This is a genomic window from Streptomyces mutomycini (genome assembly GCF_001700505.1).
Taxonomy (GTDB): Bacteria; Actinomycetota; Actinomycetes; order Streptomycetales; family Streptomycetaceae; genus Streptomyces; species Streptomyces mutomycini.
Window position 1 is genome coordinate 84,122 of sequence record NZ_MAPV01000057.1, and the last position, 11,876, is coordinate 95,997.

The 11,876-nt window shown below is 71.6% G+C and carries 8 protein-coding genes; 1 reads left to right on the forward strand and 7 read right to left on the reverse strand.

Annotation, left to right across the window (positions count from 1 at the left end; genetic code table 11):
- Positions 1-14 precede the first annotated feature (14 nt).
- The 6 genes from aceE to BFF76_RS09755 all read right to left on the reverse strand — a co-directional run bounded on the left by aceE (position 15) and on the right by BFF76_RS09755 (position 9,774).
- A complete protein-coding gene (aceE, locus tag BFF76_RS09730; protein ID WP_031093752.1) occupies positions 15-2,684 on the reverse strand; it encodes a pyruvate dehydrogenase (acetyl-transferring), homodimeric type in 2,670 nt (889 codons plus the stop codon).
- 306 nt (positions 2,685-2,990) lie between these two features.
- Positions 2,991-3,614, reverse strand: coding sequence for a GntR family transcriptional regulator (locus BFF76_RS09735; RefSeq protein WP_031093750.1), 624 nt, complete (start codon positions 3,612-3,614; stop codon positions 2,991-2,993).
- Positions 3,615-3,762: 148 nt separating this feature from the next.
- Positions 3,763-5,472, reverse strand: coding sequence for a 2-oxoglutarate dehydrogenase, E2 component, dihydrolipoamide succinyltransferase (sucB, locus tag BFF76_RS09740; RefSeq protein ID WP_065848017.1), 1,710 nt, complete (start codon positions 5,470-5,472; stop codon positions 3,763-3,765).
- Between the two features lie 56 nt (positions 5,473-5,528).
- Positions 5,529-6,917: a dihydrolipoyl dehydrogenase gene (gene lpdA / locus BFF76_RS09745; protein WP_031093744.1), complete on the reverse strand. Its 1,389-nt coding sequence runs from the start codon at positions 6,915-6,917 to the stop codon at positions 5,529-5,531.
- Positions 6,918-7,257: 340 nt separating this feature from the next.
- A complete protein-coding gene (locus tag BFF76_RS09750) occupies positions 7,258-8,811 on the reverse strand; it encodes a leucyl aminopeptidase (protein WP_031093742.1) in 1,554 nt (517 codons plus the stop codon).
- A 174-nt stretch (positions 8,812-8,985) separates the two neighbouring features.
- Positions 8,986-9,774 (reverse strand): adenosylcobinamide-GDP ribazoletransferase, encoded by a 789-nt coding sequence (locus tag BFF76_RS09755; RefSeq protein ID WP_065848018.1) that lies wholly within the window; start codon positions 9,772-9,774, stop codon positions 8,986-8,988.
- A gap of 88 nt (positions 9,775-9,862) precedes the next feature.
- Between BFF76_RS09755 and BFF76_RS09760 the strand changes: the two genes are divergently transcribed.
- Positions 9,863-10,636 (forward strand): hypothetical protein, encoded by a 774-nt coding sequence (locus BFF76_RS09760; RefSeq protein WP_065848019.1) that lies wholly within the window; start codon positions 9,863-9,865, stop codon positions 10,634-10,636.
- 5 nt (positions 10,637-10,641) lie between these two features.
- Here BFF76_RS09760 and cobT read toward each other — a convergent pair whose 3' ends face one another.
- Positions 10,642-11,784, reverse strand: a complete 1,143-nt coding sequence (gene cobT, locus BFF76_RS09765; RefSeq protein WP_065848020.1) for a nicotinate-nucleotide--dimethylbenzimidazole phosphoribosyltransferase — start codon at positions 11,782-11,784, stop codon at positions 10,642-10,644.
- Positions 11,785-11,876 lie beyond the last annotated feature (92 nt).

Here is an 11,876-nt window from a genome sequence, read left to right on the forward strand (position 1 = left end):
CGCCCCGCGCACACTCACATCCCGTACTTCTCCCGCGCCTCCTTGACCTTCGAGGCCGGGATCTCGCCTCGGCGGGCCAGCTGGGCCAGCGCGGCGACCGCGACGGACCGGGCGTCGACGCCGAAGTGGCGCCGGGCACCCTCGCGGGTGTCGGAGAGGCCGAAGCCGTCCGTGCCCAGCGAGGACCAGTCCTGCTCCACCCACTGGCTGATCGAGTCCGGGACCGCGCGCATCCAGTCGCTGACCGCGAGGACGGGGCCCGGGGCGCCGGACAGCGCCTGCGTCACGTACGGCACGCGCTCCTCTCCGCGCAGCAGCGCCGCGTCGGACTCCAGCGCGTCGCGGCGCAGCTCGCCCCACGAGGTGGCGGACCACACGTCGGCCGTGACACCCCAGTCGGCGGCCAGCAACTCCTGGGCCTCCAGGGCCCAGTGGATCGCCGTACCGGAACCGATGAGCTGGAGGCGCGGAGCGTCCGCCGTGGCGGGCGTGCCCTCCTTGAAGCGGTACAGGCCCTTGACGATGCCGTCCTCGACGCCCTCGGGCATCGCGGGCTGCCGCTTCGGCTCGTTGTAGACCGTCAGGTAGTAGAAGACGTTCTCGGCCTCGGGGCCGTACATCCTGCGCAGACCGTCCTTGACGATCACCGCGATCTCGTACGCGAACGCCGGGTCGTAGTTGAGCGACGCCGGGTTCGTGGACGCGATCAGGTGCGAGTGGCCGTCCGCGTGCTGGAGGCCCTCGCCCGTCAGCGTCGTACGGCCCGCCGTGGCGCCGACGATGAAACCCTTGCCGAGCTGGTCGGCGAGCTGCCACATCTGGTCGCCGGTCCGCTGCCAGCCGAACATCGAGTAGAAGATGTAGAACGGGATCATCGTCTCGCCGTGCGTCGCGTACGACGTGGCGGCGGCGATGAAGTCGGCCATGGCACCGGCCTCGGTGATCCCCTCGTTGAGGATCTGGCCGTCCTTGGCTTCCTTGTAGTACATCAGCTGGTCGCGGTCGACCGGCTCGTACGTCTGGCCGAGCGGCGAGTAGATGCCGGCCGAGGGGAACAGCGACTCCATGCCGAAGGTGCGGGCCTCGTCCGGGACGATCGGAACCCAGCGCCTGCCGGTCTCCTTGTCCCGCATCAGGTCCTTCACCAGGCGGACGAACGCCATGGTCGTGGCCATCTCCTGCTTGCCGGACCCCTTGTACAGGGCCTGGAAGGCGCGCTCCTGCGGCTGCGGCAGAGCCACCGCGTGCACCCGGCGGGCGGGGGCCGGACCGCCGAGGGCGGCGCGGCGCTCCTGGAGGTAGCGGACCTCGGGGGAGTCGGCGCCCGGGTGGCCGTAGGGGACCAGACCGTCCTGGAAGGCGCTGTCCGGGATCGGGAGGCCGAGCAGCTCGCGCATGCTCTTGAACTCGTCGGTCGACAGCTTCTTCATCTGGTGGTTGGCGTTCTTGGACTCGAAGCCCTTGCCGAGCGTGTACCCCTTGACCGTCTGGGCCAGGATCACGGTCGGCGCGCCCTTGTGCTCGACGGCCGCACGGTAGGCCGCGTACACCTTGCGGGCCTCGTGGCCGCCGCGGGAGCTGTAGAAGCACTCGGCGATCTTGGCGTCGCTCAGCAGTTTCGCCAGCTCGGCGAGCGCGGGCTCGGCGCCGAAGAAGTGCTCGCGGATGTAGGCCACGTCGCGGGTCGCGTACGTCTGGAACTGCGCGTCGGGGACCTCGCGGAGGCGCCGGATCAGCGCGCCGGTGGTGTCCAGCTGGAACAGCTCGTCCCAGGCGTTGCCCCAGAGCGTCTTGACGACGTTCCAGCCGGCCCCGCGGAACGCGCCCTCCAGCTCCTGGACCACGCGGAAGTTGGCGCGGACCGGGCCGTCGAGACGCTGCAGGTTGCAGTTGATGACGAAGGTCAGGTTGTCGAGCTGCTCACGGGCCGCGAGGGCGAGGGCGGCGGTCGACTCGGGCTCGTCCATCTCGCCGTCGCCCAGGAAGGCCCAGACGTGCGAGTTCGACGTGTCCTTGATCCTGCGGTTGGTCAGATAGCGGTTGAAGCGCGCCTGGTAGATCGCCGAGAGCGGGCCGAGACCCATCGACACGGTGGGGAACTCCCACAGCCAGGGCAGCCGCCGCGGATGCGGGTAGGACGGCAGGCCGTCGCCCCCCGACTCCTGGCGGAAGTTGTCGAGCTGCTGCTCGGAGAGGCGGCCGTCGAGGAAGGCGCGGGCGTAGATGCCGGGGGAGGCGTGGCCCTGGATGTAGAGCTGGTCGCCGGAGCCGTCACCTTCCTTGCCGCGGAAGAAGTGGTTGAAGCCCGTCTCGTACAGCCAGGCCGCCGAGGCGAACGTGGCGATGTGGCCGCCGACGCCGAAGCGGGAGCCACGGGTGACCATCGCGGCCGCGTTCCAGCGGTTCCACGCGGTGATCTTCGATTCCATCTCCAGGTCGCCGTCGAACGCGGGCTCGGCGGAGGTGGGGATGGTGTTGACGTAATCGCTCTCCAGCAGCTTGGGCAGCGCGATGCCGGCGCCCTCGGCGTGCTGGAGCGAACGCCGCATCAGGTAAGCGGCGCGGTGCGGGCCCGCGGCCTTGGTGACGGCGTCCAGGGAGGCCGCCCACTCGGCGGTCTCCTCGGGGTCGCGGTCCGGGAGCTGGTCGAGCTCGCTCGGAAGCGTTGCTACGGGGTCGGTCATGATCGCCGCCTTCCGGAGTGGGAGGGGGTGGAGAAGGCCCTGACTGGCAGGACAGGGCGATCGGGCCGGTGGGCCCGCGACTGAACTGTAAGTCTCCGATCGATGATCGATCAAAGGGTGAAGGGCAAAACTTCTTGATATGAAGAAAAGTGGCATGGGGTGCCGCGAAACGGGGCACGGAGTGACGGGATCAAGGGGGTGAAACGGGCAGCGACCTGCACCGTGGAGCGGACCGCGCCGCAGATGGGCGCGGCTGTCCGAAGCGGCGTCCCGGGGTGCGGACGGGGCGGACGGGGCGGACGTGCCTCAGGCGCGCGGCGCGCACCCGAGAACGTGTTCCTTCACCAGCACCGCGATCTGCGGGTCGCGCCGCAGGAACGCCTCGATAAGTGCCTCGTGCTCCTCCGCGTACGACTTCTGCACCGTGCCCAGCCAGCGGATCGACAGGGCCGTGAACACCTCGATGCCCAGCCCCTCCCAGGTGTGCAGCAGCACGGCGTTCCCCGCCGCACGCACCAGCTCCCGGTGGAAGGCGACGGTGTGCCGCACCTGCGCCTCACCGTCGGCCAGCCGGTCCGCCTCGTACAGCGCCGCCACGTGCGGTGTCAGCGCCGAGCAGTCCTCGGCGAGCGCCGGGGCCGCCAGCTCCGCCGCGATCTGCTCCAGCCCGGCCCGTACGGGGTAGCTCTCCTCCAGGTCGGCAGCGGTCAGATTCCGGACCCGTACGCCCTTGTTGGGCGCCGACTCGATCAGCCGCAGGGTCTCCAGCTCGCGCAGCGCCTCGCGGACCGGTGTCTGGCTGACCTCCAGCTCGGTCGCGATGCGGCGCTCCACGATCCGCTCACCCGGCTTCCAGCGCCCGCTGACTATCCCTTCCACGATGTGCTCGCGGATCTGCTCGCGCAGCGAGTGGACGACGGGCGGGGTCATGACGGGCTCCTTCGGGCGAACCGGTACTGCTCTCCACCAACACGGCGTCCGAGGGCGACCGGTGGTGTCTAGACAATACGGCGGCGCCCCCGCCCGGAAGTGTTCCGGACGGGGGCGCCGCTGGTGAGGCTGGTTACAGCTGGACGGCTCAGAGACCGAGCTCGACCTCGAACTCGCCGGCCTCGAGGATCGCCTTGACCGTGGTCAGGTAGCGGGCGGCGTCCGCGCCGTCCACCAGACGGTGGTCGTAGGAGAGCGAGAGGTACGTCATGTCGCGGACGCCGATGACGGTGCCCTCGGCGGTCTCGATGACCGCCGGACGCTTGACGGTGGCGCCGATGCCCAGGATGGCCGCCTGGTTCGGCGGCACGATGACCGTGTCGAACAGCGCACCGCGCGAGCCGGTGTTGCTGACGGTGAAGGTCGCGCCGGACATGTCGTCCGGGGTGAGGCCGCCACCGCGGGCCTTGCCGGCCAGCTCGGCGGTCTTCTTCGCGATACCGGCGATGTTCAGGTCGCCCGCACCCTTGATGACCGGGGTCATCAGACCCTTCTCGGCGTCCACGGCGATGCCGATGTTCTCCGAGTCGAAGTACGTGATGGTGCCCTCGTCCTCGTTGATCCGGGCGTTGACGACCGGGTGGGCCTTCAGCGCCTGGGCCGCCGCCTTCACGAAGAACGGCATCGGGGACAGCTTGACGCCCTCACGGGCGGCGAAGGAGTCCTTCGCCTGGTTGCGCAGCTTCATCAGCCTGGTGATGTCGACCTCGAGGACCGAGGTCAGCTGGGCCTGCGAGTGCAGGGCCTTCATCATGTTGTCGCCGATGACCTTGCGCATGCGGGTCATCTTGACCGTCTGACCGCGCAGCGGGGACGCCTCGAGCTTCGGCGCGGCCTTGGCTGCCGGGGCAGCGGCGGCCGGAGCCGGAGCGGCGGCGGCCTTGGCGGCCTCCGCGGCGGCGACGACGTCCTGCTTGCGGATGCGGCCACCGACGCCGGAGCCCTTGACCGCGCCCAGGTCGACGCCGTTCTCGGCGGCGAGCTTGCGGACCAGCGGCGTGACGTACGCGCCGTCGTCACCGGCGGGCGCCGACGGAGCGGCGGGCGCTGCCGGAGCCTGTGCGGCCGGGGCGGGTGCCGGAGCAGCCGGAGCGGCGGGCGCGGCAGGAGCCGGAGCCGGAGCCGCGGCGGGGGCCGGGGCGGCCTCCGCCGGAGCGGCGGCCGGCGCGGCACCAGGAGCACCGATGACGGCGAGCTTGGCGCCCACCTCGGCGGTCTCGTCCTCGCCGACGACGATCTCCAGCAGCACACCGGCGACCGGGGCGGGGATCTCGGTGTCGACCTTGTCCGTGGAGACCTCGAGCAGGGGCTCGTCCTCCGCGACCTCCTCGCCGACCTCCTTCAGCCAGCGGGTGACGGTGCCCTCGGTGACGCTCTCGCCGAGCGCGGGGAGGGTGACGTCGGTGCCGGAGGCACCACCGGCCGGAGCGGCGGGAGCCTCGGCGGCAGGGGCCTCCGCGGCGGGGGCCTCCTCGGCCGGAGCCGGAGCGGCCTCCTCGGCCGGGGCCGGGGCGGCCTCCGGCTCGGCGGCCGGCGCGGACTCGGCGGCGGGTGCGCCCGAGCCGTCGTCGATGACGGCCAGCTCTGCGCCGACCTCGACGGTCTCGTCCTCGGCGACCTTGATGGACGACAGGACGCCGGAGGCGGGCGCGGGGATCTCGGTGTCGACCTTGTCGGTCGAGACCTCGAGCAGCGGCTCGTCGGCCTCGACGTGCTCGCCCTCGGCCTTCAGCCAGCGGGTGACGGTGCCCTCGGTGACGCTCTCGCCGAGCGCCGGAAGGGTTACGGAAACCGACATGGTTTCAGTTGCTCCTTACGAAAGTGCGGAAGTGGTCGGTCGTCCCCGGGACTGGATCAGTCGTGGGAGTGGAGAGGCTTGCCGGCCAGGGCCAGGTGGGCCTCGCCCATCGCCTCGTTCTGCGTCGGGTGGGCGTGGATGAGCTGCGCGACCTCGGACGGCAGCGCCTCCCAGTTGTAGATCAGCTGGGCTTCGCCGACCTGCTCGCCCATGCGGTCACCGACCATGTGGACGCCGACCACGGCACCGTCCTTGACCTGGACGAGCTTGATCTCGCCCGCGGTCTTCAGGATCTTGCTCTTGCCGTTGCCCGCGAGGTTGTACTTGAGGGCGACGACCTTGTCCGCACCGTAGATCTCCTTGGCCTTGGCCTCGGTGATGCCGACGGAGGCGACCTCGGGGTGGCAGTACGTCACCTTCGGCACGCCGTCGTAGTCGACCGGCACGGTCTTGAGGCCTGCGAGCCGCTCCGCCACCAGAATGCCCTCGGCGAAGCCGACGTGGGCGAGCTGGAGGGTGGGGACCAGGTCACCGACGGCCGAGACCGTCGGCACGTTGGTCTGCATGTACTCGTCGACGAGGACGTAGCCGCGGTCCATCGCGACACCGGCCTCCTCGTAGCCGAGGCCCTGCGAGACCGGGCCGCGGCCGATCGCGACCAGCAGCACCTCCGCCTCGAAGGTCTTGCCGTCGGCGAGGGAGACCTTCACGCCGTCCTGCGTGTACTCGGCCTTGTCGAAGAAGGTGCCGAGGTTGAACTTGATGCCGCGCTTGCGGAACGCGCGCTCGAGGAGCTTGGAGCTGTTCTCGTCCTCGACCGGGACCAGGTGCTTCAGACCCTCGACGATGGTGACCTCGGTGCCGAAGGACTTCCACGCCGAGGCGAACTCGACGCCGATGACGCCGCCGCCCAGGACGATGGCGGACTTCGGTACGCGGTCCAGCTTCAGGGCGTGGTCCGAGGAGATGATGCGGTTGCCGTCGATCTCCAGGCCGGGCAGCGACTTCGGCACCGAGCCGGTCGCCAGCAGCACGTGGCGGCCCTGGACGCGCTGGCCGTTGACGTCCACCGAGGTGGGCGACGAGAGCTTGCCCTCACCCTCGATGTAGTGCACCTTGCGCGAGGCGATGAGACCCTGCAGACCCTTGTAAAGGCCCGAGATCACGTCGTCCTTGTACTTGTGGACGGCCGCCATGTCGATGCCCTCGAAGGTGGCCTTCACGCCGAACTGCTCGGCCTCACGGGCCTGGTCGGCGATCTCGCCGGCGTGCAGCAGCGCCTTCGTGGGGATGCAGCCGTTGTGCAGGCAGGTGCCGCCGACCTTGCCCTTCTCGATCAGTGCGACGTCCAGGCCCAGCTGAGCTCCGCGCAGGGCCGCGGCGTAACCGCCACTACCACCGCCGAGGATCACTAGGTCGAAAACGGTGCTGGCGTCGTTCGCCACGTCACGTCCTCCATGCATGTGCGCCGTACGCCGGGCCCCGTCGCTGGGGTGTGACCGGCCGGTCGGCTGGTGTTCGGCCGTTTGCGTTATTCGGCCCTGTGGTGGGGGCCCTGTCCTGCCGAGAACCCATCTTCGCACTTGTTGCGGGCGGACGGGACGCGGGCCCCCGCTCCGAGCCGTCCGAAGATCCGGGCCGGATGGTTACCGAAGCGTACAGATTTCCGAAAAAAATGCCGGTCGGGGCCACCGGGGTGAACACCGGCGGCCCCGGACGTATGCCCGGGGCCGTCCGCGCCGCAAGCGAACCCTGCGTGCGGCGCGCGGAAGCCGTGTCCGGAACTCAGCCGAGGTCGCCGGCCGCCGTACGCTCGGCCAGCCTGACCAGGGTGCGGACCGCGGATCCGGTGCCGCCCTTGGGCGTGTAGCCGTACGGCGCGCCCTCGTGGAAGGCCGGGCCCGCGATGTCGAGGTGCGCCCAGGCGATGCCCTCGCCCACGAACTCCTGCAGGAAGAGACCGGCCACCAGGCCGCCGCCCATCTTCTCGCCCATGTTGGCGATGTCGGCGGTCGGGGAGTCCATGCCCCTGCGCAGGTCGGCGGGGAGCGGCATCGGCCAGGAGGCCTCACCGACCTCCTCGGCGATCTCGTGGATCGACGTACGGAACGCGTCGTCGTTGGACATCACGCCGAAGGTGCGGTTGCCGAGGGCCACGACCATCGCGCCCGTCAGGGTCGCCACGTCGACGATCGCGTCCGGCTTCTCCTCGGAGGCGCGGGTCAGGGCGTCGGCGAGGACCAGGCGGCCCTCCGCGTCGGTGTTGAGCACCTCGACGGTCTTGCCGCTGTACATGTGCAGCACGTCGCCGGGGCGGGTGGCGTCGCCGGACGGCATGTTCTCCGCGAGGGCCAGCCAGCCGGTGACGTTGACCCGGAGGCCGAGGCGGGCGGCGGACACGACGGCGGCGAACACGGCGGCGGCGCCGCTCATGTCGCACTTCATCGTCTCGTTGTGCCCGGGCGACTTGAGCGAGATGCCGCCCGAGTCGTAGGTGATGCCCTTGCCGACCAGGGCGAGCGTCTTCTCCGCCTTGGGGTGGGTGTAGGAGAGCTTGACCAGGCGCGGGCCGTGCGTGGAGCCCTGACCGACGCCGAGCAGGCCGCCGTAGCCGCCCTTGACGAGCGCCTTCTCGTCCAGGACCTGCACCTTGATGCCGTGCTCCTTGCCGGCGGCGGAGGCCACGGCGGCGAAGGACTCGGGGTACAGGTCGTTCGGCGGGGTGTTGATCAGGTCGCGGGCCCGGTTGATCTCCTCGGCGACCGCGACGGCGCGCTCGGCGGCCGCCTTGAAGGCCTTGTCGCGCGGCTTGGTGCCGAGCAGGATGACCTCGCCGAGCGGAAGCTTCCTGGCGTCGGCCTTGGCGCCCTTGGGCGCGAGCCTGTTCTCGCCGCCCTGGTAGGCGGTGAAGGCGTAGGCACCCAGCAGGGCGCCCTCCGCGACGGCCGACGCGTCCTCGACGGACTCCGTCGGCAGTGCGAAACCGGCCTTCTTCGAACCCTTCAGCGCACGCGCGGCGCTGCCGGCGGCCCGGCGCAGTACCTCGGAGTCGTACGCGTCGTCCTTCGCCGGGACCGGACCCAGTCCGACGGCGACGACGACCGGGACCTTCAGGCCGGACGGGGCGGGGAGCTTGGTCACTTCGCCCTCGGCACCGGAGGCGCCCAGGGTCTCCAGGACGGTGGCGAGCTTTCCGTCGAACGCCTTGTCCACGGCCTCGGCGCCGGATGCGACGACAAGGTCCGCGGACTTGGATCCGGCTCCCTTGGCGATGCCGACGACGAGTGCGTCGGCGCGCAGCGTCGCCGCACCTGAGGTGCTGAGAGTGAGAGCAGTCACGGTGGTGAATTCTCGCTTCCGTTGAGTTGTGTGCCGGTCTGTGTTGGTCGAGGGGGTGGCCGACCGTGCCCGGCGCATCGTAGACGCCGCCCGCAATGTGCCGGGAACGAGCCTACGCGCGCCCGGGACGCCGGTTCACGGGGGCGGGGCCGCCGCCCGGGGCAGGGCACACCCTCAGCCCAAGGACAGCGACAGTGCCAGCAGGGCCACGGTGCCCGCCGTCTCCTCCAGTGCGCCGAACACATCGCCCGTCACTCCGCCGAAGCGCCGCACGCAGTGACGCAGCATCACCTGTGCGGCTGCGAGCCCGGCCGCCACCGCGAGGACCTGGTGCAGACCGGCCCCGTAGCCGCCGAGCAGCGCACCGGCGGCCGCGCAGCAAGCGAGAACCGCACAGACCGCGGCCGCCGCGCCCCGGCGGGGGACGGTGCCCGCCACCGCCGCGCCGAGACCCTCCGGCCTGGCGGACGGGACGCCCCTGCGGGCGGCCAGTGTGAGCGCGAGCCGCGCGGTCACGGCGGCGACGACGGTGCCCAGAGCGCCGTCCGCCCAGCCCCTGCCGTAGAGCTCGAAGAGCGCCGCGACCTGGGCCAGCAGCACGAACAGCAGGGTGATGACACCGAACGGCCCGATGTCCGACTGCTTCATGATCCGCAGCGCGTCCCCGGCCGGCTTGGCGCTGCCGAGTCCGTCGGCGGTGTCCGCGAGCCCGTCCAGGTGGAGCCCGCGGGTCAGCGCGGCGGGAAGCGCGGCGGAGGCGACCGCGGCCACCAGGGGGCCCGACCCGCCCAGCAGGAACAGCACTCCGGGGACGGCCGCGAGCAGCCCCACGGCGAGTCCGGCGAGCGGGGCGCACAGCATGCCGGCGCGGGCGGTGCCGCGGTCCCAGCGGGATACGCGGACGGGGAGCGCGGTCAGGGTGCCGAAGGCGAATCGCAGGCCATGGCCGTTCAGGGAGGTCACCGCGCGCAGGCTAGCCGCTGCGTCCGCGCGCTAGATTGGGCGAAAGCGACCCAAAAGCCTCAAAGGCGGGTCTTCGGGCGGAGGTGGCATGGGTCACTGGTTCCATCAGAACATCGTCGAGCCGGGCAAGCTCCCGCTCCTGATCGCCCTCAGCGCCTTCGTGCTGACCTTCGCCGTGACCCGGGTGATCACCCGGATGATCAGGGCCGGGAAGGGGCCGTTCCGCAACTTCACGCCCGGCGGTGTGCACGTCCACCACGTGGTGCCCGGCGTCGTGCTCTCGGTGGTCGGAGGCTTCGGCGCGGTCGCGAGCGGCCAGCATGGCGCGGCCGCCGGTATCTTCGCGGTCGTCTTCGGCGTGGGCGCGGGGCTGGTCCTCGACGAGTTCGCGCTGATCCTGCACCTGGACGACGTCTACTGGACCGAGGAGGGCCGGCAGAGCGTGGAAATCGTCGTCCTCACGGCTTCGCTGGTCCTGCTCGTGCTCGCCGGCTTCTCGCCGCTCGGCGTGGACGAGCTGAGCGGCGAGCAGCAGCAGAACAGGCTGGGCGTCGTCCTGACCTACGTCGTCAACTTCGCCTTCGTGCTGACCGCCCTGTTCAAGGGCAAGGCCCGGATGGCGGTGATCGGCACCCTCATCCCGTTCGTCGCGCTGATCGGAGCACTACGGCTGGCCCGGCCCACCTCGCTCTGGGCGAAGCGCTTCTACCGCCGGCGGCACCGGGCCCGTGCCAGGGCGGTGCTGAGGGCGTATCACCACGACGTCCGGTGGGCGGGGCCGCGCCGCCGCTTCCAGGACCTGATCGGCGGGGCGCCGGACAGGACCCCGCTGCCGGGCCCCCGCCCCGGCGGCGGGCCCTGAGGCACTCAGGCAGTCGTGTCGGCGGGCTTCGTGTCCCGCGAGGGCTCCACGCCTGCCGCTCCCTCCGGCTCCGCTGCCTCCGCCTGCTCCGCTTCGTCCGCGGCGGGCTCCGTCGCGCGTTCGGGCAACTCCGCCGCCAGTGCCGCCGCCGCCTGGACGAGCGGCAGGGCCAGCAGCGCCCCGCTTCCACCGCCCACCGTCACCCCGTGGTCCAGCAACGGGGTCAGCGCCATCCGGTCCAGAGCCTTGAGCTGTGCCGGTTCCCCGCTGAGCTGCCCCGCCAGCCACCAGTCCGGTGCCCGGAAGGCCGCCCGCTGGGCCACCAGGGCACAGGCCGCCGAGACCACGCCGTCCAGCACCACGGGCATCCGGCGCACCGCGCTCTGCAGCAGGAACCCCGTCATCGCCGCCAGGTCCGCTCCGCCCACGGCGGCCAGCAGCTCCAGCTGGTCGCCGAGGACCGGCCGGGCCCGCCGCAGCGCGTCCCGGATCGCCGCGCACTTACGCATCCACGCCAGATCGTCGATCCCCGCACCGCCGCGCCCGGTCACCACCGAGGCGTCCGTGCCGCACAGTGCCGCGATCAGCGTCGAGGCCGCCGTCGTACCGCCGACACTCAGGTCGCCCAGCACCACGAGATCCGTGCCGGAGTCGGCCTCCTCGTCGGCGATGAGCATCCCGAGGCGTACGGCCTGCTCGGCCTCCTCCGCCGTCAGCGCGTCCTCGACGTCGATCCGGCCGCTGCCGCGCCGCACCCGGTGGCGCACGACGGCGTCGGGCAGCAGCTCCGGATCACAGTCCAGGCCGGCGTCCACGATCCGTACGGGGACGGAGAAGCGGCGGGCCAGCACGGCGACGGGGCTCGCGCCGTCCAGCGCCGCCCGCACCAGCTCGTGCGCGGTCCCCGCGCGCCTGCCGGACACCTCCAGCTCCGCGACCCCGTGGTCACCGGCGAACAGCACGACGCGCGGCCGCTCGACCGCCTTGACCGGCACCGACTGCTGGGCGGCCGACAGCCACTCACCCAGCTCGTCCAGCCGGCCGAGCGCGCCGACGGGAACGGTGAGCCGCTCCCGGCGTTCCTCGGCATCACGCCGTACGCCTCCGTCGGGGCGTTCGATCAGGTCGGAGAAGTCGTCCAGATTCACGGGGGTCTGCCTCGCGGGTCGGCGCTAGGTGGGCCGGAACCCGCCGGGGGGCTCCTGTGCGGAACAGTACCCGCCGCCCGGACGCCGTGGCC

Coding starts and splice junctions, on each gene's coding strand:
- BFF76_RS09760 (WP_065848019.1), top strand. CDS start 9,863: ATGGGTCACTGGTTCCATCAGAACATCGTCGAGCCGGGCAAGCTCCCG.
- BFF76_RS09735 (WP_031093750.1), bottom strand. CDS start 3,614: ATGACCCCGCCCGTCGTCCACTCGCTGCGCGAGCAGATCCGCGAGCAC.
- aceE (WP_031093752.1), bottom strand. CDS start 2,684: ATGACCGACCCCGTAGCAACGCTTCCGAGCGAGCTCGACCAGCTCCCG.
- sucB (WP_065848017.1), bottom strand. CDS start 5,472: ATGTCGGTTTCCGTAACCCTTCCGGCGCTCGGCGAGAGCGTCACCGAG.